This is a genomic window from Corallococcus sp. CA049B, from assembly GCF_003611685.1.
Taxonomy (GTDB): Bacteria; Myxococcota; Myxococcia; order Myxococcales; family Myxococcaceae; genus Corallococcus; species Corallococcus coralloides.
Map to the genome: position 1 here is coordinate 105,199 of NZ_RAWC01000001.1, position 23,146 is coordinate 128,344.

Consider the following 23,146-nt stretch of genomic DNA (forward strand, 5'->3'; position numbering starts at 1 on the left):
ATTCGCATGTTGCCGGCAGGAGGCCGCATGCGAAGGAAAGCACAGACATCCCGGGCACGGACAGGCAAGGCCCGCAAGCGGAAGGCCCCCGCCGGCTACAGCCGGGCAGAGGTGCCGAGCCTCCCGTTGAAGGGCTACACGCTGCCCGCGGTGGACCTGGAGCGCGGCGCGAGTGGAACGGGCGTGAGACAACTCCAGACCGCGCTGGTGAAGCTGGGCCACATGACCCAGGCGCAGATGGACACGGGCCCTGGCACCTTCGGCGCCCGGACGGAAGGCTCGCTCAAGAAGTTCCAGGAGGCGCACGGCGTGGATGCCATTGGCGTCTATGGCCCGAAGACGCGCGCGGCGTTCAAGGCCCTGGGCGCGACCCTGGGGGACGAGGAGACGCCCCCCACCCCGATGCCACCTGTGCTCCGCACGAAGATCGTCACGGAGGGACTGTGGGGGGCCTCCCACCGGGACCAGATCCACTACGCGCAGATCCGCCCCATTGACGGCCTCCAGCTGCGCCACAAGCTGCCGCTCGACATCGACTGCTCGGGCTTCGTGACGCTTTGCTACAAGTGGGCGGGCGCACCCGACCCCAATGGCAACCGCTACAGCGGCGCGGGATACACAGGCACGCTCGAAGCCCACATGCTTCACATTCCGTTGTCCCAGGTCCAGCCAGGGGACCTCTGCCTCTGGCAGGGCAAGCATGTGTCGTTGGTCATCCAGGTCGGCGAGGATCCCCTGCTCATCTCCCACGGCTCGGAGTCCGGTCCCTACGAGGTCCGGACGTCGGCCCAGAAGAAGTGGTACCCGGCGGGGACGCGCCTCATCTGGCTCACCTCTCCGCTGGGAGCGAAGGCGGGCGCGCGGAGGACGCTCAGCCGCGAGGACAAGGCGCGCGGTGACCCTCCCGCGGAGGAAGGGCTCTTATGAGCGCGTGAAAAGCGCCATGATGGACGCCTGGACATGCGAACCCAGGAGTCCTGCGTGCGAAGCCTCTCATTCCGCGTCCCCTGCCTCGTCTCGGCGCTGGTCGTGCTGGGCGGTTGTGAGCGTCAGGAGAAGCCACCCGCGCCCACTCGGTCCGAGCCTGCTCCGGTCAAGGCCAGCACGCCCGCGCCGGTCACGCCCTCGCGGAGCACCACCGAGCAGGAGCTGCGCGAGCGGCTGCGGTGCGAGGCGCTCCTGGGACTCAGCGAGCTGTTGGCGGGTCAGCAGGCGCACTTCGGGGAGAAGGACGCCTGGACCGCGGACGTCACGCGGCTCCCCACCCCGGCGGCGTGCGCGGATGGCAGCCGCGTGCCCGCGACGGACGGCCCCTGGCTCGCGGGGTGCCACTTCCGCTATGCGGTCTCGGTGGCGGGCTCGATGCCCGACGACAGCACCTTCAGCGTGCGCGCGGTGGGCGTGGGCGGACTCGCCGAAGGGCTCACGTACACCCTGACGCATGGGTACGCGGACAGGAAGCTCGTGCGCGTGTGGCCCTCGGAGCTCGTCCTCGAGGACTGCCATGGCGTGCGCAGGCCGGAGGGGACGCCCCTGGCAGCCCCGGTGTGCGAGGGCGCCTTCAACCTGAAGGCGCTCTTCACGGCCGAGAAGTCCTATTTCGGGGAGAAGGACCGCTACTCGGAGAGCGCCGCCCAGTTGGGCTTCCTTCCGGAGCCCTGCCTCGACGGCTCCCGGGCGCCGGTTCCCGATGACACGTGGATCGGAGGCTGTCGCTTCATCTACCGCGCCGAGGTCTCAGGCACGGCGCCGGAGCAGACCTTCCTCCTCACCGCGCGCGGCATGAGTGGCCCCGTGGTGGAACAGAAGCTGACGCTGGACTCCCAGTACACCTGGAGCCCAGCGGATCCAGGCTGCGCGCCCTGACGTGTTGAATCTTTCGTCGCCCGTCACGTAGATGGGGGCCGTGCGGCATCAGGCCGGCACCACTCGTCGGGGGACAAACGGATGAACAAGAAGTTCGGCACGGCAGTGTTCATGATGGTGGCATGTGCCTTCGGGCCGATGACGGCCGTCGCGCAGGAGGCGTCGGGCAACATCGACATCACCGGCAATGACGAGACGGCGACCCACGCCTGTGCGCCGGGCAGCACGGTGGAGATCACCGGCAACGCCAACACCGTGACGCTGACCGGTGAGTGCAAGAGCGTCACGGTGAACGGCACCGACAACAAGGTGAAGGTGGAGGCCACCGGTGCCATCTCCGTGACGGGGAACTCCAACTCCGTCACCTGGAAGCGTGGACTCGGCAAGTCGAAGCCGAAGATCAGCCGCACCGGCACGGACAACAAGGTCACGCAGGAGAAGTAGCCGTCGAACCACGCGCCCGCTTCGTCATGGGAGCGGGCGCGGGGATGCCCCAGGATGGGGCCCGAATTAATCCCATTTAACTCGCCGGGCGGGGCCCCCCAGCGCTTTCATCTCCCCATCCGCACGGCGCTGTCGCGCCGTGTAGAGGGGGAAGTGACACATGTTTTCTGATGGAATCCGCCGTGCCCTGGGGCCTGTGCTGCGCACCGTCGCGAACGCCGCCGTGGAGAAGGGGGTCGCACCGCCGCTCCAACCCGCCGCCAAGGCCGTCGCGAACTTCGCCGTGTCCTCGTTCGAGCGCGGCACCTCGCCCAAAGTCGTGCTGAATCCGCCGCCTGTCGTCGTGCAGCGGCCGCCGGTCGACCTGACGCCGACGCCGAACGTGCAGGGAGATCAGAACATGGCCCCGGGGGAGTGGCTGATCGTCTCCTCCCCGGAGAACGTCTACCTGCGTCCGGGGCCGAGCGCGGAATCCGGGCAGAGCGTCCTCTTCTACAAGGGAACGAAGCTGCAAGTCGCCACGCCGCCGGACAATGGCCCCGCGGTCCGGGGCGACTTCGTCTACGTCCAGGATGCCAACAGGCAGCAGCAGGGCTGGGTCCGCATGAGCCACACCGCGGAGATGACCGAGGCCGATACCAAGACGTATCGGGCCAGTCGCAACCAGTCGGACGCCGCGGACGCGTACCAGGGCATCTACGTCAATCAGTTCGACGCCGAGACGCAGGTGGGAGGCGATGGCCGGAACGCCAACTGCGGCCCCACCGCCACGCTCATGGCGTTTCTCAAGCAGGGGCTCGAAATCCCCTCCATCCCTGGCATTACGCACAACGGCACTGCCGGAGCGGACGTGCAGGCCGTGCGCTACTGGGGCAATCGCCTGACCGACACCAACAGCGACGGCGTGACGACCAACCCCCAGGGAGGGACGGAGTACTCGCTGACGACGGAGAACTCTCAATACACCGGCTTCCAGGACGTGAAGAACGCGGTGACGGCCGCGCGCGGAAGCTGGGCGAAGGTGGACGCGAACTCAGAGAGCATCCAGAAGGCCATCGAGTCAGGAATGTCGGTGGTCATCTCCGGGAACTTCGTCGAGGAGCCCGCGCAGGGCTCCGAGAATACCGACCCGGTGGTCAAGAGCGACACGTGGGCGCAAGGTGGCGGTGCCCAGGAGCACCTGGTCGCGGTGGTGGGCATGACGCCGGAGGGCAACTTCATCGTGTGCGATCCGGCGGCCGCGGTCCGCACACCCCTTGAGGTCACGCCCGCCGAGTTGGATGCCTTCATGCGCGGCAACGCGGGCGCCATCGGCATCTATGATCCGACGCCCGGGCCGCGCTCAGGGGCATAGCCGGCGCTGCGCAGGGATGCTGGGTTCGATTGCCGCCGCTTCCAAGCAGAGCAACCCGCCGCTTCCAGTCTTGCATCCTCTGAGAAAGGTGATGGGGCCTGCATGGGGGGGACCAAATTGGGTCTTTGGGGACCCAAAAAGGACCAAATCACGAGCCGCGCCCAGCCTGAGCCTGCCCGTGCCAATGGAAGTCTACCGCTCATGAGAAGCCAGACGGACAGTCCGGTTCCCTCAGAGTGGGAACAGGGCGTGCAGGACGCTGACGCAGCGACCGCCTGCGTCCTCCTCCGGCTCGACAGGCGCTCCCTCACCCACCAGCAGGGTGTTTGAGGGAGAGTGGGTAAGATCCTGGGAGATCCCCTCATCGCGGCATGAGGGGCGCTGATCCGGTGGAGCGGGTTCACTTCTGCTGACGCTACGTAACCCGTTGAAAGGACGGGCCATGGCGCGGACGGTGCGCGCATGCGCGAGCAGCCACTGAGCCCAGAAGTCGTCGAGGAGTACGTGAGGTCCGTCGTCGGCGAGGACGTCCATGCCAAGCGGGTGCTGTCGCTGGCGAATGCGACGTTGGGCGTCATTCAAGCCGCCTCGTTGGCAGTGGCAACCATTGGCCGCGCGCTCGCGCAGGCCCGTGGACTTGAGCCGAAGCACGCCATCAAGCAAGTGGACCGGCTGCTGTCCAACAGCGGGGGAGACGTCTGGACGCTCTTCGCCTCGTGGGTGCCGATGGTGCTCGCGCAGCGAACAGAGGCCGTGGTCGCGCTCGACTGGACGGACTTCGAGCACGACGACCACACGACCCTCTGCCTCTACCTGATGACGAAGCATGGGCGCGCGACTCCGCTTGTCTGGCACACGGCGCTGAAAAGTGGCCTGCCGGCAACCGGAACCAGGCTGAAGACCTCGTCCTTCGCCGGCTGCGCGCAGTGCTCCCCGCGGGGGTGAAGGTGACGGTGCTGGCCGACCGCGGCTTCGGCGACGTCGAGCTGTACGAGCTGCTGAAGGCGGAACTCGGCTTCGACTTCGTCATTCGCTTTCGCGAGTGCATCCACGTCGAGAATGCGAAGGGGGAAATGCGCACTGCCGCGGAGTGGCTGCCTGCCAATGGCCGTGCGACCACGCTCAAGGGTGCGCGCGTCACCCACCAACGCTACCAACTCACGGCGGTCGTCGTGGTGAAGGCGGTGGGGATGAAGGACGCCTGGTGTCTGGCAACGAGCCTGTCGGCCAGCGCCACGGAAGTGGTGAAACTCTACGGCCCTTGGGGCCGCCGCCGAAGACACCGGCCTGGACCGAACCCTCAAGGCCAACACCGCGAAGAAACGCACCCATTCACTTTTCAACCAGGGGCTGTACTTCTATGGCGCCCTGCCGATGATGAAAGAGCATCGGTTTGAGCCTCTGATGAAGCGCTTCGGTGAACTCGTCCTTGAGCAGGCGTTCTTCCGCGAGGTCTTCGCCGTCCTATGAATGAGGGGATGCCTCAGGTCCCGCCCGGCAGGGCCTCCTCTTCATCGGAGAAGACCGGTCCCACGCGCGTGGTGCTGAACCCAAAGCAGGAACTCCCAGAACTCCCAAGAACTCCTGGGCCCCCTCGAGCCCTGAGCAGCCAGCGGGCAGGACGCGTCTTTTCAGGACGCGCCTGAAGCCCTTTGCGTCATGTCGCGTCCGGCGAGAACGCACCCTCGCGCCCCGTGCGCAGGGGGGCGCTGGCTCCGGCGGGCTTCTCCAAGCTGGCACAGCCGTTGCTGCCGGTGAAGCCTCATGCCCAACCACTACTCGCAGAAGAAGTGCAATCACTGCCAGGACCGCCTCCCCGAGAATCAGACGAGCCTGGCGCTGTGCATCCACTGCCGGGCCACGCTGTGCGGCTCGTGCACGCGGAAGTACCGCTTCGGGGGCATTGGGAAGAACAGGGGCTGCCCTCGCAGTCCCAAGCTGCGGCAGGGCTTGTGGCAGCCCTCCTCACAGGCGCGGCCCGTGCGGTCCGCCTTCCATATTCCCTTCTCATGCGGCGCGTGTGGGCGCTACCAGAACCCCAAGCAGCTCATCCCGCTGCAGTGGTCGAAGCAGGGAGCCTGGGGCTGTACCGAGTGCGCCACTCATACCGACTTGCAGTTCCTGCAGGGGCAGCAACTCCAGGCCCCGTCGATGACCTTCTGCTGTGGCACCTGGAACATCCAGAAGTACGGCTCGTCCTCGCCCTTGGGGAAGCGGCAACTCGTGCCCCTCGTGATCGCCAACATGCTGGGCGTCACTGAGGCGGACTGGCTGATCGTCCAGGAAGTCACCGACGCGAAGCTGTTCATCGGCAATATGAACAAGCAGCTCAAGAGCTCCCGGCTCGGTCACTACAAGTGCTCTGGGGGCGAACTCACCCTGGGCAGCGGCGGGACCAAGGACCACTACGTGCTCATCTACAACACCCAGAAAGTGAGCATCGTCCTCGGTCCGCTGCACTTCGGCTCGAGCGAGCGCCCCTTGGAGGAGAGCACCGTGCTCTTCAATCGCCACAATGGGGGAGGCGTGCAGGGCCCCGTCGCCGGGCACCGTGGCAGCGTGGGGTGGCTGCTGTCCACCGTGCCCTACCGCTCGTCCAGCAGCCTGATCTGGACCATGGGAGTGCACACCTCGCCGTCGGGGTCCACCAACATGATTCCCGCGCAGATCCACGAGATCATCACCCACGCGGCCACCCTGCGGCACGATGGCATCCCCGTCATCCTCGCCGGGGATTGGTACATGCAGAATGATGCCCCTGGGTATGCGTGCTCCCTGGAGGAGTCCGGCTGGCAGCTCATCGCGCCGAAGTACGGCACCAGCCTCAAGCACAGGAACACCGAGCACACCATCCAGGTCGCCGACCATCTCATCGTCAGTGATAGCTGTCAGGTCCAGCATCTCTGGCAGTTCGTGCCCGTGAACCAGCAGGACCAGCAGGGAGGCATCGGAGATCTCCAGTTCCCTCGCGGATCGGTGGAATCCATTGTCTCCAACCCGAACCTGGTCACGAAGGCCAGGCAGTTCGTCCGGATCAACACTCCTCAGCATCTCTGGGAACAGCTCGGGGGATGGCTCGACCTGGGCATCGATCACTCGCCCGTGGTCAGCCAGTTCACGGTTCAATTCGATGAAGGCCGGCGCGTCGAGGTGCCGAGGAACCTGAACCGCACCATCAATGAGTGGAGTCACCAGATCGTCTCCAACCCCCCCCTTCGCCGGAGTTTCACGCTCAACGGGAAGTGTCCTGACTGCTCCGGCAAACTCCAGCCCATCGAGAGTGGAGGCGAGCGAATCCTGGGAGAGTTCACCTGCCCCCGCTGCGAGGTGCAGGTGACCGTGCCAGGGGGGAGGCGGGTCCAGTTCGTCCGGATCCAGTAGCGCGCGGGCGCGGCCTTCAATCGAACATCGCGGCCAGGGCCTCGCCGAGCGTCTCCACGCCGATCACCTGCAGCTTCGTCTCCTCCATGCGCCGAGCGCTCCCACTGGGGAGCACCACGCGCTGGAAGCCCATCTTCGCGGCCTCGGCGAGCCGGGGCTCCACCTGCCCCACCGCGCGCACCTCTCCGGCCAGGCCCACCTCGCCCAGCACCAGCGTGTGCGGATCCATCGGCCGGTTCTGCAGGCTGGAGACCAGCGCCGCGCATACGGCCAGGTCACACGCCGGCTCGGGTAGCTGCATGCCGCCCGCCACGTTGACGAACAGGTCACACCTGGAGTTGCCCCGATTCGGTGGAGTGTTCTTGGGTTTGGGTTTCAGAAGCCCAGCAGCCTCACAGGCGCCATGGACTTTCACTCCCAGGAATAGCAGAATATGCGGAAAAGTGTTTCTTGTTGGAACCCTTTTCGAAGTGGGGGCATCCATGCGCGGCTCACAGGTCTTCGGTATCGCTCTCGTCTCCAGCATTGCCTTCGCTCCGCTCGCGGAGGCGAAGAGCGTCTCCTTCTCAGGCTATCAATGGGAGGTGCGCAGCGGTCAGGGGGGGCCGGGGCCCAATACGTGGGATGACCGCAACGCCTGGGTGGATGCGAACGGCCACCTCCACCTGAAGATTGCGTGGCGCGATGGACGCTGGACGACGGCGGAGGTCTACATGCCGCAGCAGCGGCTGGGGTATGGCACCTACCAGTTCAAGGTGATTGGCCGGCCGGACCTCTTCGACGACAACGTGGTCCTGGGCCTGTTCAACTACACGCGTCCCGACGTGGGCCCGGACGCCACGAATGAAATCGATATCGAGTTCGCGAAGTGGGGCGGCAGTCAGCCGCAGATGGGCAACTGGGCCGTGTACCCCGCGGTGACGGGTGTCCCCTACTCCCATCAGGCCTACTCCATCAGCCTGGGGGGGACCCACTCCACCCACCGCTTCCAGTGGTCGTCGACGCAGGTCTTCTTCCAGGCGTTGCATGGCCACCAGGATGGCAACGCCAATCAGATGGCCAGCTGGCTCTTCAATCCGCCGGATTACGTCCAGCGCATTCCCCAGAACCCCCTGCCCGTCCATATGAACTTCTGGCTCTTCCAGGGACGTGCACCCAAGAACGGGCAGGAGGCGGAGATCGTCATCGCGGAGTTCAAGTTCATCCCCGCCCCGTAGCCGTCAGCTCCCGGTAGAAAGGTGACGCATCCAGGTCCGCCTTACTTGAAAAGCTGACTTAAATGGCTTTCGCTTCGTGACGCCTTTCACAAGGGGGACCTGACCAACAACAATGTCTGGAACGACACCCCGGGAGAGATTCAAGGCCAGTTCGGCTGGAACCCCTGGGCATACACAGGCGGAGCGCACCGGAATTGGGCCACACCTTCACGCTCCCGCACGACACCGTGGCGGACTCCATCGCGAGCACTCGCAATGCCTCACGGGCATCTGCACCTTCTCCCCCGCCGCTGGAGCCAAGGTGTGCGCGTCGTCCGCATCGCCCAACTACGTCACTCCGTTCTTCCCGGACGTGCCGTAGTCCGGTCTGAGGCAACGGGCCGCCTCACCCGGTGACGGGCGAGGCGGCTCCGGATCAAACATTTCCCACACCCTACCGGGACGCGGAAGGCGCCGTGTCCTCGCCGAGCAACAGCTGACGGACGATGGGCACGGGCGGGTAGCCGTGGGAGACCACGGCGTCGTGGAAGCGCTGGAGGGTGAAGTCCTTGCCCCACTTCACCTTCGCGTCCTCGCGCAGCTCCATCAGCATCTTCTTGCCCAGCGCATACACCAGATACGTCGGGTCGGACGTGCCACGACGGGCCTCGCGCTCCGCGTTGACGCGCGTCATGTAGGCCTCCTGTTCGAAGAGGCTCACGGCCTGGTCGTACGTCATCCCGCGCGTGTGCAATGACAAGCCCGCCACGTAGCGCGCCAGCCGCTGGAGGTAGAGCGCCAGCTGGTTCAGCCGCAGCCGGTCCGCCTGGGGCCCCGTGCCGCCGTAGCCCTCGTCCAGCATCATCTGCTCGGTGTAGAGGCCCCAGCCTTCGCTGAAGGACCCTGACCCGAGCAGCCGGCGCACCTTGGACTGGATGCGATTGGTCCACAGGAACTGCACGTAGTGCCCCGGGTACGCCTCGTGGATGGAGACGATGGGCAGCGCGTAGCGGTTGTAGAAGCTCATGTGCTGCGTCGCCTGCTCCGCGGTCCACGCCGGGTCCGGTGGCGTCACGTAGTAGTACGCCTCCGTCGCCTTCGACTCGAACGGGCCGGGCGTGCTCATGCTCGCGAAGGACAGCGCGCGGCTGAACACCGGCGTCTCCGCCACCTTCGCGCGCACCTCGCTGGGCACGGTGATGATGCGCCGGTCGATGAGGAACTGGCGGATGTCCTCCAGCGTCGCCGTCGTGGTGGCCACCAGCTCCGCGCCAGCCGGGTGCTCCTTGCCCAGCTCGCGATACACGTCCATGGGCGCCTTGCCCGGAGCAATCCGTCCCGCGACCTCTCGGAACTGGTCCTGCGTGCGCTTCATCTCCGCGCGCCCCCAGGCCAGCAGCGAGTCGATGCTCTCCGTGACGCCCTCCTCGTACTGGAGCTTCTGGCGGTACGTCTCCTCGCCAATGGCGAAGTCCCCATTCGAGCGGGCCAGCAGGTCGTCCTTCAGGAAGCGGATGTAGCCATCAATGGCTTCCAGGCACCGCGCCTGCGCCCGCTTGAAGTCCTCCTGGAGCGCGGCGTCCTGCACCGGCGCGAAGGCCTGCGGCAGCGTCTGCGCATAGAGCGAACGCGTGCCCTTCACCTGCTCCAGGGCAATCTGCGTCCACAGCTTCGGTGGGTTCTTCAGGTTCGCCGGCGCCACCGCGAAGACCTCCGGCACCACCGCCATGCGCTTCACCGCCGAGCGCATCCGCTCCTCCAGTGGCGCGAAGTCGCGGTTGATGAGCTGGTACACGGCGTTGGACGCGAAGCCCAGGTAGGCGTTCGGGTTGCGCTCCCACGAGCGCACCGCCTCCAGGTCCAGGATGCGCGCGCGGAGGTGGTTCTCCAGGATGTCGTAGTCGGCCCGGTCCCCCGGAGGCAGTGAAGCCCGGTCCACCGCCTGGGGCAGCGCCGCGAGCCGGTCCTTCAGGAACGCCAGGTGCGACGCCCGCTCCTCGGGCCGGAAGCCGCGCAGCTCTCCGTCATACGTGTGCACGCCCGCGGACGTGGCGGACATCGGCGAGCGGCGGAAGTGCTCCTCGAAGTACGCGTCCACGAAGCCCCGCAGCGCCACCTGCGCGGAGGACGCCTCGGGCGCGGTGGCCGGCGCCTCCGCTCGGGTCGAGGGCCGGGACGCGGTGCATCCAGGGGACAGCAGCAGCAACGCGGCGAGGACGCTCGGGGTTCGCAGGGCCTTCATGGAGCCTCGGGGGGAGAAGAGACGCGGGGAGCGTCGCTGAAGGCCCCCCGTCCTACAAGCGTCCGGCGCCGCCCTGCGTTCCCGGAAGACGCCAGCGCTTCCTGAAGCGACGCGGGCCACCGCCTCGCCCGTGCGCCCTTCCCCCCGGGCTGGCGCGGCACGGCCCCTGCACTGCCAATGGCAAGCACCTCCAGCCCCACTGCTTGTCCAGGTCCCCATGGCCGCCAATTACAAGAAGTTCTTCGCTGGCTCCCGCAACATCCCGAAGGGCATCTCGCTCGGCTATCCCGTCCCCGGTCCGCAGGAGGCCAGCGCGGATCAAATCGCCGGGCAGGCGTTCTTCGCCACGCCGAACGACTGGAGCAGCATCCAGGCGTCCGCGTATGACTTCATCGTGATTGGCACCGGCCCCACCGGTGTGGCCTTCATCGAGCAGACGCTGAAGCACAACCCCAACGCACGCATCCTGGTGCTGGAGCGGGGCGGCTTCTGGTTGCCCACGCACTACCAGATGCTGCCGCTCGCCTTCCAGGCCGCGACCGGCTCACCGCCCACCACGTACCCGTGGACGCGCACGACGCGGATGGCGACCACGGAGCTGGAGTTCTTCCAGGCCGGCTACATCCCCGTGCTGGGCGGGCGCTCCACCTACTGGAGCGCCTGGTGCCCCGCCCCGACGCCCGACCTGATGCGCGACTGGCCGCAGGAGCTGATCGACGTCACGCTCCAGCCGGGCTTCTGGGACCGCGCCCGCGCGTTCCTGCACGTCACCACCATGGACAGGGTCCACGATGGCGTCTACGGCAGCCTCCAGCATCAAATCGACGTGAACCTCCGGGAGAACTTCAAGCGCTACGTGCCCTCCGCGCTGAGCGCGTTCCCGGCGCCCATCGCCGTGGGCCATACGCCCTGGAAGGGCGTCAAGTTCTACAAGTACTCCACCGTCGGCACGCTGCTGGACCTGCAGCAATCCCAGAAGGCGCTGGCGGCCCAGGGCCAGGGGCAGCCCCTGACCATCGTCGACCACTGCGTCGTGGACCGCCTGGTGCATGACGGCCATGGGACGGTCACCGCGCTGGAGACGAGCCGCGGCCCGCTGGCGGTGAGCTCGGCGAAGGTCGTGCTGGCGATGGGGACCATCCCGCCCGCGACGCTGCTGATGAATTCCTTCAAGGAGGCCCTGCCGAACATTGGCAAGCGTTACACCGGCCACTTCATGTCTCACATCACGGCGCGCGTGAAGCGCTCGGCGTTCAAGGACCTGTCCGCGCTGGAGATTGGCGCCACCTACCTGGACGGCAAGGCGCCCAATGGCTTGCAGTACCACGTGCAGACCAGCGCCTTCGCCTCCGCGAACCCGGAGGCCGACGAGAGCACCATCGCCCACGAGGCCCCGGACGCGGCGGCCGTCGCGTCGATGGCGCAGCTGAAGGGCTCCGAGGATTACGTCGTGTTCGTCTGCGCGACCCTGGGCGAGGTGAGCGAGAAGAACCCGGACAACTGGATCCGCATGAACGGCGGCACCGACCCCGCCACCAACATCACCCTCCAGCTCCAGCCCGGCGTGGAGGACCACCACCTGTGGGACGTGCTCGACGAGGCGACCTATCAGTCCATCGACGTCATGGCCGGGTGCGCGGGCTGCTCGGCTCCGGAGGTCGAGTACTGGGTCGACGACGCGAGCGGCAACGGCGGACGCTGGCAGCAGGAGCGGCCGGACCGGAAGAAGATCCGCCTGAACATCATCGTGCACGAGGCCTCGCCGCTGTGGATGGGCAGGGACCCGGCGACGTCGGTGGTGGGTCTGGACTACCGGCCGCACGGCGTCCACAACGTCTACGTGACGGGCGGCGCGCTCTTCCCCACTTCGGGCTCGTGGAACCCCACGCTGACCATGTGCGGCCTGGCGCAGGACCTGGCGGACCGCCTGCGCGGCTGAAGCCTACAGGAGCGCGCGGATGACCTGGTTCAGGTGCTCGTCGAAATCGAACGTGCACCCGGATGTATCAGGGGCCTCATCCAGCAACCACGGCGCGAGGTCGTAATCGTCGTGGTAGGCTTTGAGGATGAGCATGCCTTCGTCACGGCGCAATCCTGTATCAAAGCTGTAGAAGTCATGCACGGACGAGTCAGCGATATACTGAAAGGGAATGAGCCGCCTGCGCACCTCCAACTCGCGCAGGGCGGCTTCCCGCTCGTCGTCCTCTTCACCAAAGGAGTCCTCCTCCACGAACTCCTTGTACCACTCGTGCCGCTCCAGCACCTCGGAGGGACTCAGCATCCGCGCCCGCTCGTAGCCGGATGCATCCGTCGCGACGAACAGGCCGTGCCGCGTGATGAACTGGAGGTAGGCATTGGGGAGCAGGGGGCCCAGCGCATCTTCCAGCAGACGCAGGTCTTCCTCGCGCACCGGGGTCACGCTCACGGCTCGAAGGGGAAGCCCCTGCTCACGCGACAGTCGTTCCTTCAGGGCGTTGAGGGCTTCGATTGCGTCTGGCATTCCCTGGGCTCCTTCCCGGTAGGCCCCATCGATGTTCCGTACCGCTGAGAGGGGGGATTGTCCCCGCCGCTCCCAGTGCCCGCGTATGACACGGATGTCCTGATGAGGACAACGGCGCACGACGCATGGAGCCCGCTTCCCTCTGGGAGCATGTGGCATTGAGCTTGCTGTGCGTCGTGGCTCCCGGGCGTTCCCCGTACGCCCGGAACCTTCACGCCTGCCCGAGGAAGCCATGCGTCGAGCCCGTCCCTCCGTCTTCGAGCGAATCCCCACCCCGGCCCGCACCTGGGCGTCACGCCTGGTGCTGCTGATGGCCTGCGCCAGCGTCGTGGCCACGTCGCGAGCCCGGAGCGAGGATGTGGCGTCCCCAGTCCACACCGGCACGCCCTTCCGCCTGACGACAGAGACCGGCAGGGTCACGCGGACGCTGGTCGTCCGGGCCTCCGCGACGAAGAAGTTGTCGGATCCGGTGGAAGGCGAGGTGCGCATCCAGGCCAAGGCGAAGTGGACGCCGGGGAACCCCACCCCGGCGACGAAGCCGTCGTTGGTCATCAGCTACGTTCACGGGGACGCCTTCTATGAAGACCTCAGAAGCGTCCTGGAGCCCGACGTCGCCGTGACGGTGGAGAGCGTGAAGTACCTCGACGAGAGATGCTCGGAGGGTCAAGGCTGCGAGTGGACCGTGCAGGCCATTTTTGACATCGGCATCCAGTCCGACGCGGACTCCGGCACGGTCGCGGACCCCGGCACGATCGACGTGGAGTGGACGGCCCAGGCCTTCATGCGCGTGCTGGACGAGTCCAATGTCCCCAAGGGCTTCACCGTGAGCCTGTCCGAGCCCTGATGCTCCCTGGCCTCACGGCCCGGCCTCCGGGGCCTTGATGAAGTCGATGAACGCCCGGAGCGGCGCGGGCACGAAGCGCCGCCCCGGGTAGTAGAGGAACGGCCCCGGGAAGGGCTGCCACCAGGGTTCGAGCACGGGCACCAGCGCGCCGCTGTCCAGGTGCGGACGCAGCCAGTCCTCGAAGAGGTGCACGATGCCGGTGCCTGAGATCGCGGCGTCGACGGCGAGGTCCGTCCCCCCGCCCGCCCGCACGATGAGCGGTCCCGAGGGCTCGACCGTCACCACCTCGCCGTCGCGCTCGAACTCCCAGAGCGTCATCGCGCCGCTCGCGAAACGGCCGCGCAGGCAGGCATGCCGCAGCAGGTCCTTGGGATGTTCTGGCCGCCCATGCCGCTCCAGGTACGCCGGGGCCGCGGCCGTGGCGTGGCGCTGGACGCGCGGCCCGATGGGCACCGCGATCATGTCCTGCTCCAGGCGCTCGTCGTAGCGGATGCCCGCGTCACAGCCGGCGGCAATCACATCCACGAAGCTGTCCTCGGTGATGACCTCCAGGTGGATGTCGGGGTACGCGGCGAGGAACGCCGGGACGATGCGCGGCAGCACCAGCCGTGACGCGCTGATGGGCACGTTGAGGCGCAGCACGCCCGCGGGCCGGCTGCGAAAGCCGTTCACCACGTCGAGCGCGGCCTCCATCTCCGTCAGCACGGGCGCCAGGCGCTCCAGCAGGCCCTCTCCGGCTTCGGTGGGGACGACACTGCGCGTCGTGCGGTTGAGCAGGCGGACGCCCAGGCGTTCCTCCAGCCGGCGGACCGCGTCGCTCAGCGAGGACGCGCTGCTCCCGCTCAGGCGCGCCCCCTCGCGGAAGCTGCGGGCCCGCGCCACCACCACGAAGGCGTTCAAATCACCCAGGTCGACCTTCACTGTTCGCCGCTCCGCACAACCTGTACGGGTCGTGCCCCGTTATGCAGAAAGTCCTCGGAGGCTATGCATGCTGCATCTCAAAAGGAGATGGAGCATGCCCGGTATCGATTCATCCAGCACCTTCCCCCTCGGGGGCCACCCCGTGAAGCGCCTCGGCTATGGGGCCATGCAGCTCGCGGGACCCGGCGTCTTCGGTCCGCCGAAGGACCCGGACGCCGCCCGGGCCGTGTTGCGCGAGGCCGTGGCCCGCGGGGTGAACCACATCGACACCAGCGACTACTACGGCCCGCACGTCACCAACCAGCTCATCCGCGAGGCGCTCGCGCCCTACCCCGACGGCCTCGTCATCGTCACCAAGATTGGCGCCCGGCGCGGCAATGACGGCTCCTGGCTCCCGGCCTTCTCGAAGGAGGAGCTGACCCAGGCCGTGCACGACAACCTGCGCAACCTGGGGCGGGACGTGCTGGACGTGGTCAACCTGCGCTTCATGTTCGACACGCACGGGCCCGCCGAAGGGCCCATCGAAGAGGCCCTCACCGTCCTCGCGGACCTCCAGCGCAAGGGCCTGGTGCGCCACATCGGGCTGAGCAACGTCACCGCCAAACAGGTCGCCGACGGACGACGCATCGCGGACATCGTCTGCGTGCAGAACCACTACAACCTGGCGCACCGGCAGGATGACGCGCTCATCGATTCGCTCGCCCGCGACCGGATTGCCTACGTGCCGTTCTTCCCGCTGGGAGGCTTCAGCCCGCTCCAGTCGTCCACGCTGTCCGCCGTGGCGGCCCGCCTGAACGCGACGCCCATGCAGACCGCGCTGGCGTGGCTGCTGCACCGCTCGCCCAACATCCTCCTCATCCCCGGCACGTCGTCCGTCGCGCACCTGAAGGAGAACCTGGCCGCGGGCGAGCTCCAGCTGCCGGAGGACGTGCTCAAGGAGCTGGACTCCGTGGCGAGCGCCCAGCCCGCCTGAGCTTCAGGGAGCGTCTCCACGGCCGCCGCGCAGCCGCGCCAGCAGCTCCGCGACGGCGGGCCTTACCGGGGCCTGGGTGCGCTGCACGGCATGCACCGTGTTGGTCAGCGCGGGCTTGCCCCAACTGACCACGCCCAGGCCCCGCCCCTTCGGGATGCAGAAGCCCGGCACGACGGCGACGCCGTGCCCTTGCGCCACCCACTCCAGCACCTCCTCCAGCTCCTCGAAGTGCGCGGTGCTGTACCAGTGGGGATGGCGCCGGCCGAAGTGGTGGCCCAGCCACCGGCCCACCACGTAGTCCCCCTCGTCGTAGGTCACCAGCGGCACGTCCTGGAAGTGTGCCTGCACGCGCAGGCGCCGGGCCCAGGTCCGCCCCGCGACGAGCACGAGTTGCTCCTCGTAGACAGGTGTCAGCGTGAGCCTGGGGTGCACCGTGCTCCGGAAGGAGAAGCCCACGTCCACCTGGCCCTCCAACACCTGACGGAAGACCTCCTCCGCTGGCGGGTAGCGCAGCGTCAGCCTCCGGTGCAGTGACTCCGACTCCCGCAGCAGCGGGAAGAGCACGTAGCGGCCAAAGCCAGACACCGCGGCGATCTCCAGCGGGCGGTCTTCCTCGCTGCCCTGCAACACCGCGTGCACGTCCCGGGCGAAGCCTCCGAGGAACCGGAAGAGCCGGTCCGCCAGGGGCGTGGGCACGAGCCGCGCGGACCGGCGTTCGAACAGGGGTGCGCCGAGCGTCTCCTCCAGCCGGCGCAATTGATAGCTCACCGTGGGCTGGGTGCGGTGCAGGCGCGCCGCGGCCTCCGTCACGCCCCGGGATTCGTAGACGGTCACGAACGTGCGCAGGAAGGGGAGGTCTGGGAAGTCCATCGAAGGGTTCTATGGATTCGTCGCGCCACTATCAATTGGCGTCCCTGCCCGTGAACGCGCACCTTGCCGGGCATGTCGAAGACCCTCCCGTTGGTGACGCTCGCGCTGCTCACGGCCTGTGCACGCACCGGCCCCCTTCCCTCCGCGCGCCTGCACGCCAGTCCCGAGGAGGCCGTGCAGGCGTACTTCAAGGCCTCCGACACCGGCTCCAGCCGGCTGCTGCGGTCCGCGTTCCATCCGGACGTGCTGATGCACTGGGTGGACGGGGTGGATGGAACGCCGCGGACGCGGACGCAGCTGGAGTGGTGGCAGGTGCTGGATGCGAAAGCGCCCCAGCCCGCGACCGGGCGCGAGATGACGGTGCTCGACCGTGAGGGCCCCTTCGCGTTGATGGAGGCGGTCTCCCACTGGCCGGACCACACGTTCGATGACCTGCTGCTCGTGGTGGAGACACCGGTGGGCTGGCGCATCGTGGGCAAGGTGTTCCAGCGGCTCGCGCCGGGAGAACGCGCGACCGGGTCCGCAGCCGAGCAGGAGGCGATTCGCGCGGTGCTGGACGCGAAGTTCGAAGCGCATGCGCTCTACAGCCACGCGCTCCTGCACCAATCACATACGCCGGACTGCATCTACTACCGCGTGAACGTCGAAGGCGTGCCCTTCGCGTGGAGCACGCTGTCAGAGGCCGCGGCCCGCTACGCGGCGAACGCGGAGGCGGGCATCCAGGACCGGGAGAGCCCCTGGAACGTGCTCAAGGTGGAGGTCCGGGGGAACGTGGCCGCCGCGAAGCTGGAGGTCCGCGTGGGAGGCGTGCGCTTCATCGACCATCTCCTCCTGGTGCGAACCGGCGGGCAGTGGCGCATCTCCGCCGCGGCCTGGGGCAATCCCGTTCCGCCTCCGTGAGGAGACTCAGGACACCGACTCCAACGCGGCGATGGCTTCAGCCAATGCGCGGGTGAAGGGGCGGTCGTCCTGGCGTTGCCCCTCCAGTGCTCGCAACGCAGGGAGCAGCGATGGGGCACCCAATGCTCCGGCGGCTTCCACGAGCTCCTGCCGGATCCGTGAGCGGCGGAGGACCTTGCGCAGCGGCTCCAGCGTTCGAGGGTCCTTGCGCTGCGCGAGCAGGAGCACCGCTTCGGCCCGAAGCATGGGGCTCCCCGTCGGCGGCGCACCTGACAAACCTGTCCGACTGTCCGACAGGTTTGGACAAGCGCGGCAGGGAGCCCCCGCACCGGCCGAGCCGAGGAAACCTGTCCGACTGTCCGACAAGTTGGAGGGCCACGACCGAGGGGGCCGCTCCCTTCGTCCGCCGGGCAGAAACCTGTCCGACTGTCCGACAGGGCGGAGGACCACGGCCTGGCCCGGCTCCCTTCATCCGGTCGGCGCAATCCGGTCCGACTGTCGGACAAGTTGGAGGGCCACGGCCACGGGGGCCACTCCCTTCGTCCGCCGGGCAGAAATCTGTCCGACTGTCCGACAGGTTTGGAGGACCTCGCCCCGGGGAGGCGCCTTCACCTGCGCTGTTCAATCCGGTCCGACTGTCGGACAGGTTCTTGAGGGGCTCCGCCGGGGGGCGCGCCGTTCATCCGAGTTGCTGAAGCGGGTCCGACTGTCGGACAGGTTCAGGCCGGGGCGGGGCGGGAGGTGGACCGAAGGGACCTGGAGGCTCAGTCGCGGAAGAAGGACGCCTGCTGGAAGCGCAGGCCCGCGAGGACCTGTTCGACCCGAGCGTCGGAGAGCGTCCCGATGCGCTCGCCGAGCCGCGACTTCTCCACCGAGGACACCTGCGACACGACCACGACGCTCTGCTTCGCCAGGTTGCCCTCCCCCACTTCGAGCAGCACGTTGCCGGGCTCGCCCGCCTTCTTCAGGTTGGACGTGAGCGCGCAGACGATGACGGTGTGGATGCGGGAGCGGTTGAAGACGTCGTCCTGGATGACGAGGTACGGGTGGGCGATGGGCGGCACGGAGCCCCGGGCCTCGTCCGGCTCGCACCAGAACAGGTCACCTCGGTGGATCGTCTTCGGGCCCGTGCTCATCTGCCGGGTTGTGCCACGCCGTGTCGAACAGGGGCAATCCTTCCCGGGGCCGCGAGTAGGCTGTAGGCAGGGCGCGCAACCACGCTGCGAGGTTCCTCATCATGAAGGCCGTATTCCGGGATGGCGAAGGGCACTTGCGCAATGGATGGAAGGGCGCCGGCTTCCTCGTGGTGTCCGCCGTCCTCGCCGGCATCCTGATGTGGCTCCAGACCTTGCTGCCCGCCGCCGTGAGGCCGTTCGCGCCGAACCCCTTCTTCGGCTTCCTGGGCGTGCTGCTCGTGAGCCTCGACTTCCTGTATCTCGAAAAGCAGCCCGTGACGTTGACGTCGCTCGGCATGTCGCTGGACCGGCGCGCGGGCCGTGACCTCGGCATGGGGGCGCTGGCCGGCGTGGGCTTGGTGGGGCTCGTGGCCCTCTGCGGCTGGGTGGCCGGGGGCTACCACCTGGAGCGCGCCGCGAACACCCCGGTGACCGCGATCGTGAAGGCGGCCTGGGTGATGCTGGGCGTGGGCCTCTTCGAGGAGGCGCTGTTTCACGGCTACCTCTTCCAGCGCGCCATCCAGGGCCTGGGCACGCGCTGGGCGCAGGTGATCATCTCCCTCCTCTTCTGTCTGGCCCACCCCTTCACCCCGGAGATGGAGGTCCCCACGCGCGTCGTGGCGATGGTCGCCACCTTCCTCGCGGGCTGGATGCTGGGCCTGTGTTACCTGCGCACGCGGCACCTGGCGCTGCCGGTCGGCGTGCACATGGGATGGAACTGGTTCCTGGGCACGCTGGGCTTCGGCGTGAGTGGCAACGAAGCCCGCGGTTGGTGGACGCCCATCTTCCAGGGCCGCCCGGAGTGGCTCACGGGCGGCGCCTATGGCCTGGAGGCGTCCATCTTCAGCGTCGTCGTCCTGGGCGTGGCAATCATTGCCCTGACGCGCTGGAAGGGTTCCGCCGCGCCGGAGCAGGAGGCCCTGCCCCACCCCGGCGAGGCTCCGGCGCTCACGACTCCACGCTGACGGTCTCCTCGAAGCCACGCTCGCCCTTGACGGTGACGGTCTGGAGCCGGGGGAAACGCCCCTTCACCCGCTCCACCAGCTCCGCCAGCGCATCCCGGTCGAACTGGAAGGTGAGCGCCTCCAGGGTGTCCGAGCGCCTCCGGTCCAGGTCATACACAGTCACATCCCCGAACTGCATCCGCAGGGTGCGGACGCGGGGAAACAGCTCCACCGGGCTGGCGTCGAGGGCGTGCAGGACAAGGTTCTCGGTGGTGTCGTCATCCAGGAGGATGGGCGCCGGCCGCCCCCTCAACAACGGGCAGCGGCGGGCACCTGCTTTCCAGAAATGGAAAGCGCGCTACTCGCGTGACGGGAACGGCGGTCCCGGGCGCGGCGTGTACACGTTGGCGCTCACGGAGCGCGCCGCCGCGGTGATGCCAATCAGGCTCTCCGCGTGCCCCAGGAAGAAGTAGCCCGTCTCCGGCAGCCGCGACAGCAGCCCCTGGATGACGCGCGCCCGGGCCTCCGCGCCGAAGTAGATGAGCACGTTGCGGCAGAAGATGATGTCGAACGGCCCCACCGGCCAGGTGGCCGGCGCGTGCAGGTTCGCGCGGGCGAAGCGCATGAAGGTCCGCAGCTCCGGGCCCGCCGTCATCAGGCCCTCCTGGGTGCGCACGCCCTTCAGCATGTACTTGCGCAGCAACAGCTGCGGAATGCTCCGGGCCCGCTCCAGGCTCCAGAGGCCCTCCTCCGCGCGCTTCACCGCCCAGGTGGACAGGTCCGTGGCGACGATCTCCAGGCTCCACCCGGAGCCCTTGGGGAACGCCTCCAGCAGCTCCATCGCCAGCGAGTACGGCTCCTCGCCCGTGGAGCACCCGGCGCTCCAGACGCGGATGCTCCGGGGCCGCCGGCCCTGCGCCGCCTGGGCCGCCCACTCCGGGAAGACGTGCTCGCGCAGCAGGTCGAAGTGCCGGGGCTCGCGGAAGAAGGACGTCTCGTGGGTGCAGAGGCTGTCGAGCATCCGCACCTTCTCCGCCTCGTTCCCTCGCGTCGTGACGTACGCGTGGTACGCCGCGTAGGACGTCAGCCGCAGCTCCCTCAGCCGCCGCGACAGCCGGTTCGCCACCAGCGCGTTCTTCGCGGACGACAGGTGGATGCCGGCCTCCGCCTCCACCAGGTGCTGGAACGACTCCAGCTCCGAGCGCGACAGCGCCGGAGGCAGCGCGGACGGCGGCCAGGGCTCGTCGCCGCTCATCGCCTCACCCGTTGCCCGGTGCTTCCGGCGCCGTGGCCGCGGCCGGTGCCGGGGCCGCCGGAGCCGCGGCCTCGTCGGTGGCGGCCGTCAGCTTGAGCAGCTCCTCCAGCGACAGGAGCCGGTCCAGGTCCAGCAGCAGGATGAACGTGTCGTTGTGGCGGCCCATCCCGCGCAGGAACTCCAGCCGCACGCGCGTGCCGAAGGCGGGGGGCGGTTCGATGTCCGCGGCCCCCAGCTCCAGCACCTCGCGCACGGTGTCCGTGAGCAGGCCCAGCACCGTCTGCTGGCCGTCGAGCGCCACCTCCACGATGACGAAGCAGGACCAGCGGGTGATGGGCCGGGGCGGCAGCCCGAACTTCACCGCCAGGTCCACGACGGGCACCACGCTGCCGCGCAGGTTGATGACGCCCTGCACGGCCGCGGGCATCCCCGGCACGCGCGTGACGGGGCGGTGTTCGATGATCTCCCGCACGCGCAGGAGGCCCACGGCGTACTCCTCGCCCGCGAGCATGAAGCTCAGGTAGCTGGACCTGCCGCCGCCCGGTTCGGTGGACTCACTCATGGCGCGCGCCTCCCTAGAACCGCTGGAAGTCATGGGGAGCCGGCGCCTCCGCGCCGTTCTGGAGCCGCGACAGCGCCCCGTTCGTGGGCGTGGCCAGCGCCCCCTGCGCCGCCGCCTGGAGCCCCCGGACGGGCGACACCTGCGGCCGGTGGGCCGGGGCGCGCGGCAGGGAGGGGGCGTTGTAGCTGAAGCCCTCCATCAGCCGGAAGAAGGTCATCATCTGAAGGAGGGACTCGGCCTGGGTGGCCATCTCCTCGGCGGTGGAGGACAGCTCCTCCGCGGCGGACGCGTTGCGCTGGGTGACTTGATCCACCTGCGTCATGGCGCGGTTCATCTGCGACACGCCGATGGACTGCTCGCGCGAGGCGTTGGCCACCTGCTGCACCAGCTCCGACGTGCGGCGGATGGCGGGCACCAGCTCCGTCAAGAGCTGCCCGCTGCGCTCGGCGACCTTCACGCTGGAGGTGGCCAGGCCGCCAATCTCCTTCGCGGCCTTCTGGCTGCGCTCCGCCAGCTTGCGCACCTCCGTGGCCACGACGGAGAAGCCCCGGCCGTGCTCACCCGCGCGCGCGGCCTCCACGGCGGCGTTCAGCGCGAGCAGGTTCGTCTGGTAGGCGATCTCCTCCACGATGGAGATGCGCTCCGCGATGGCGTTCATCGCCTCCACGGTCTCCTTCACCGCGCGGCCGCTCTCCTCCGCGTCCCGGGCGCCCTTCACGGCCGTCTGCTCCATCTCCCGGCTGTTCTCCGAGTTCTGGCGGATGCTCACGTTGAGCTGCTCCAGGCTGGCGGTGGTCTCCTCCACGGAGGCCGCCTGGGAGCTGGTGCCCTGCGACAGGCCCTGCGCGGCGGACGCCACCTGGAGCGACGCGGACGACAGCGAGCCCGCGGCGCCGCGCACCTCGCTGATGACGCCCGACAGCCGCTGGATCATGTCGCGCATGCTGCCCATCATCCGGCCCGTCTCGTCCGTGCCCCGGGCGGTGATGTTCGCGGTGAGGTCGCCGGCCGTCACCTGCGCCGTCACCTGCACGGCCTCCGTGAGCGGCTGCACGATGCTGCGGGTGAGGAAGAAGGACAGCAGGGCCGCGAGCACCACGCCCAGGGCGCCCCCCATGATGATCATGTCGTACAGGTCCACCACCATGCTCGCGGTGCGGGCGGTGCGCTCCTGGAGCAGGGCCGTCTCGTCGTCCGCCAGCTTGGTGAGCTGCATCCGGATGCGGTCCGCGGTCTGCTTGCCGCGCGCGGACTGCTCCACCGCGATGAGCTGCGCCAGGTCCCCACGGCCCGCGGTGACCTCGCGGCGCTGGGCGATGAGCGGCTCCAGGTGCTGGGAAATCCACTGCTGCAACAGGTCGCGGATCTCCTGCTGGCGCTCCTGCTGGCGGCGGTCGCTCTGGGTGTGCTGGCGGATGCTGTCCAGGCTCTGCGACAGGCTCAACCGGGCCAGGTTGTAGGGCTCCAGGAACTTGTCGTCACCGGTGATGAGGAAGCCGCGCTGCCCCGTCTCCAGGTCGGCCATGTCACCCTCCAGGGTGCGCACGGCGATCAGCACCTTGTGGCTTTCGGTGTCCCCCTCGGCAGTGACGGAGACCTTGACGATGGTCGTGTACACCACCACGACCAGCGCGATGATGATGGCCACCATCGCGCTGAAGGCGAGCGTCAGCTTCGCCGTGATGCTCAGGTTGTTGAACATGATGACTCCGGAAACAG

22 protein-coding genes and 1 pseudogene are annotated in these 23,146 nt (G+C 68.2%); 12 read left to right on the top strand and 11 right to left on the bottom strand.

All coding sequences use genetic code 11. The features are described from left to right. The first annotated feature begins 27 nt into the window (after nucleotides 1–27). The 6 genes and pseudogenes from D7W82_RS00400 to D7W82_RS00425 all read left to right on the top strand — a co-directional run bounded on the left by D7W82_RS00400 (nucleotide 28) and on the right by D7W82_RS00425 (nucleotide 7,045). Complete coding sequence (locus D7W82_RS00400; RefSeq protein WP_233587206.1) at nucleotides 28–927, top strand: peptidoglycan-binding domain-containing protein; 900 nt, start codon at nucleotides 28–30, stop codon at nucleotides 925–927. Nucleotides 928–981: 54 nt separating this feature from the next. Then, the gene (locus tag D7W82_RS42475) at nucleotides 982–1,866 is read left to right on the top strand and encodes a hypothetical protein (RefSeq protein ID WP_199727652.1); all 885 of its coding nucleotides are present in this window, start codon (nucleotides 982–984) and stop codon (nucleotides 1,864–1,866) included. Between the two features lie 81 nt (nucleotides 1,867–1,947). After that, a complete protein-coding gene (locus D7W82_RS00410; RefSeq protein ID WP_120616392.1) occupies nucleotides 1,948–2,310 on the top strand; it encodes a DUF3060 domain-containing protein in 363 nt (120 codons plus the stop codon). A 160-nt stretch (nucleotides 2,311–2,470) separates the two neighbouring features. Then, the gene (locus D7W82_RS00415) at nucleotides 2,471–3,664 is read left to right on the top strand and encodes a C39 family peptidase (protein WP_120616393.1); all 1,194 of its coding nucleotides are present in this window, start codon (nucleotides 2,471–2,473) and stop codon (nucleotides 3,662–3,664) included. 462 nt (nucleotides 3,665–4,126) lie between these two features. Then, nucleotides 4,127–5,134: pseudogene (locus D7W82_RS00420) on the top strand (transposase). 294 nt (nucleotides 5,135–5,428) lie between these two features. Continuing rightward, nucleotides 5,429–7,045 carry a hypothetical protein gene (locus D7W82_RS00425; RefSeq protein WP_120616394.1) on the top strand — a complete coding sequence of 539 codons (1,617 nt, stop codon included), beginning with the start codon at nucleotides 5,429–5,431 and terminating at the stop codon, nucleotides 7,043–7,045. 16 nt (nucleotides 7,046–7,061) lie between these two features. Here D7W82_RS00425 and D7W82_RS00430 read toward each other — a convergent pair whose 3' ends face one another. Continuing rightward, nucleotides 7,062–7,346 (bottom strand): magnesium chelatase domain-containing protein, encoded by a 285-nt coding sequence (locus D7W82_RS00430; protein ID WP_233587207.1) that lies wholly within the window; start codon nucleotides 7,344–7,346, stop codon nucleotides 7,062–7,064. Nucleotides 7,347–7,527: 181 nt separating this feature from the next. On the opposite strand from D7W82_RS00430, the gene D7W82_RS00435 reads away from it, so the two are divergent. Next, nucleotides 7,528–8,262: a glycoside hydrolase family 16 protein gene (locus D7W82_RS00435; RefSeq protein ID WP_120616395.1), complete on the top strand. Its 735-nt coding sequence runs from the start codon at nucleotides 7,528–7,530 to the stop codon at nucleotides 8,260–8,262. 433 nt (nucleotides 8,263–8,695) lie between these two features. On the opposite strand, the gene D7W82_RS00440 is transcribed toward D7W82_RS00435, so the two are convergent. Beyond that, nucleotides 8,696–10,483, bottom strand: a complete 1,788-nt coding sequence (locus D7W82_RS00440) for a DUF885 domain-containing protein (RefSeq protein WP_120616396.1) — start codon at nucleotides 10,481–10,483, stop codon at nucleotides 8,696–8,698. Between the two features lie 217 nt (nucleotides 10,484–10,700). Between D7W82_RS00440 and D7W82_RS00445 the strand changes: the two genes are divergently transcribed. Continuing rightward, the gene (locus D7W82_RS00445) at nucleotides 10,701–12,422 is read left to right on the top strand and encodes a GMC oxidoreductase (protein ID WP_120616397.1); all 1,722 of its coding nucleotides are present in this window, start codon (nucleotides 10,701–10,703) and stop codon (nucleotides 12,420–12,422) included. Between the two features lie 3 nt (nucleotides 12,423–12,425). Here the strand turns inward: D7W82_RS00445 and D7W82_RS00450 are convergent, their stop codons facing one another. Beyond that, nucleotides 12,426–12,983: an SMI1/KNR4 family protein gene (locus D7W82_RS00450; RefSeq protein WP_120616398.1), complete on the bottom strand. Its 558-nt coding sequence runs from the start codon at nucleotides 12,981–12,983 to the stop codon at nucleotides 12,426–12,428. Nucleotides 12,984–13,215: 232 nt separating this feature from the next. Here D7W82_RS00450 and D7W82_RS00455 point away from each other — a divergent pair, with 232 nt between their 5' ends. Next, entirely contained in the window at nucleotides 13,216–13,827 is a 612-nt protein-coding gene (locus D7W82_RS00455) for a hypothetical protein (protein WP_120616399.1), read from the top strand. A 12-nt stretch (nucleotides 13,828–13,839) separates the two neighbouring features. Here the strand turns inward: D7W82_RS00455 and D7W82_RS00460 are convergent, their stop codons facing one another. Continuing rightward, nucleotides 13,840–14,748: a LysR family transcriptional regulator gene (locus D7W82_RS00460; RefSeq protein ID WP_120616400.1), complete on the bottom strand. Its 909-nt coding sequence runs from the start codon at nucleotides 14,746–14,748 to the stop codon at nucleotides 13,840–13,842. 94 nt (nucleotides 14,749–14,842) lie between these two features. Here D7W82_RS00460 and D7W82_RS00465 point away from each other — a divergent pair, with 94 nt between their 5' ends. Further along, on the top strand, nucleotides 14,843–15,721 hold the full coding sequence (locus D7W82_RS00465) for an aldo/keto reductase family oxidoreductase (protein ID WP_120616401.1): 879 nt from the start codon (nucleotides 14,843–14,845) through the stop codon (nucleotides 15,719–15,721). Between the two features lie 3 nt (nucleotides 15,722–15,724). Here D7W82_RS00465 and D7W82_RS00470 read toward each other — a convergent pair whose 3' ends face one another. Then, on the bottom strand, nucleotides 15,725–16,591 hold the full coding sequence (locus D7W82_RS00470) for a LysR family transcriptional regulator (protein ID WP_120616402.1): 867 nt from the start codon (nucleotides 16,589–16,591) through the stop codon (nucleotides 15,725–15,727). Nucleotides 16,592–16,663: 72 nt separating this feature from the next. Between D7W82_RS00470 and D7W82_RS00475 the strand changes: the two genes are divergently transcribed. Beyond that, the gene (locus D7W82_RS00475) at nucleotides 16,664–17,491 is read left to right on the top strand and encodes a nuclear transport factor 2 family protein (protein ID WP_120616403.1); all 828 of its coding nucleotides are present in this window, start codon (nucleotides 16,664–16,666) and stop codon (nucleotides 17,489–17,491) included. A gap of 6 nt (nucleotides 17,492–17,497) precedes the next feature. On the opposite strand, the gene D7W82_RS00480 is transcribed toward D7W82_RS00475, so the two are convergent. Together D7W82_RS00480 and D7W82_RS00485 are read right to left on the bottom strand one after the other, a co-directional pair. Further along, nucleotides 17,498–17,737 carry a HEAT repeat domain-containing protein gene (locus D7W82_RS00480; RefSeq protein ID WP_120616404.1) on the bottom strand — a complete coding sequence of 80 codons (240 nt, stop codon included), beginning with the start codon at nucleotides 17,735–17,737 and terminating at the stop codon, nucleotides 17,498–17,500. Between the two features lie 518 nt (nucleotides 17,738–18,255). Continuing rightward, nucleotides 18,256–18,627 (bottom strand): type II toxin-antitoxin system PemK/MazF family toxin, encoded by a 372-nt coding sequence (locus D7W82_RS00485; RefSeq protein ID WP_120616405.1) that lies wholly within the window; start codon nucleotides 18,625–18,627, stop codon nucleotides 18,256–18,258. 101 nt (nucleotides 18,628–18,728) lie between these two features. Here D7W82_RS00485 and D7W82_RS00490 point away from each other — a divergent pair, with 101 nt between their 5' ends. Beyond that, the gene (locus D7W82_RS00490; protein ID WP_120616406.1) at nucleotides 18,729–19,631 is read left to right on the top strand and encodes a CPBP family intramembrane glutamic endopeptidase; all 903 of its coding nucleotides are present in this window, start codon (nucleotides 18,729–18,731) and stop codon (nucleotides 19,629–19,631) included. Here the strand turns inward: D7W82_RS00490 and D7W82_RS00495 are convergent. The 4 genes from D7W82_RS00495 to D7W82_RS00510 are packed head-to-tail and all read right to left on the bottom strand — an operon-like array spanning nucleotide 19,615 to nucleotide 23,129. Then, entirely contained in the window at nucleotides 19,615–19,923 is a 309-nt protein-coding gene (locus tag D7W82_RS00495) for a hypothetical protein (protein WP_147439167.1), read from the bottom strand. The two genes, D7W82_RS00490 and D7W82_RS00495, sit on opposite strands and share 17 nt — an antisense overlap. A 45-nt stretch (nucleotides 19,924–19,968) precedes the next feature. Beyond that, nucleotides 19,969–20,865 carry a protein-glutamate O-methyltransferase CheR gene (locus tag D7W82_RS00500; RefSeq protein WP_120616408.1) on the bottom strand — a complete coding sequence of 299 codons (897 nt, stop codon included), beginning with the start codon at nucleotides 20,863–20,865 and terminating at the stop codon, nucleotides 19,969–19,971. 4 nt (nucleotides 20,866–20,869) lie between these two features. Beyond that, nucleotides 20,870–21,427 carry a chemotaxis protein CheW gene (locus D7W82_RS00505; protein ID WP_120616409.1) on the bottom strand — a complete coding sequence of 186 codons (558 nt, stop codon included), beginning with the start codon at nucleotides 21,425–21,427 and terminating at the stop codon, nucleotides 20,870–20,872. Nucleotides 21,428–21,440: 13 nt separating this feature from the next. Then, the gene (locus D7W82_RS00510; RefSeq protein WP_120616410.1) at nucleotides 21,441–23,129 is read right to left on the bottom strand and encodes a methyl-accepting chemotaxis protein; all 1,689 of its coding nucleotides are present in this window, start codon (nucleotides 23,127–23,129) and stop codon (nucleotides 21,441–21,443) included. Between the last annotated feature and the right edge of the window lie 17 nt (nucleotides 23,130–23,146).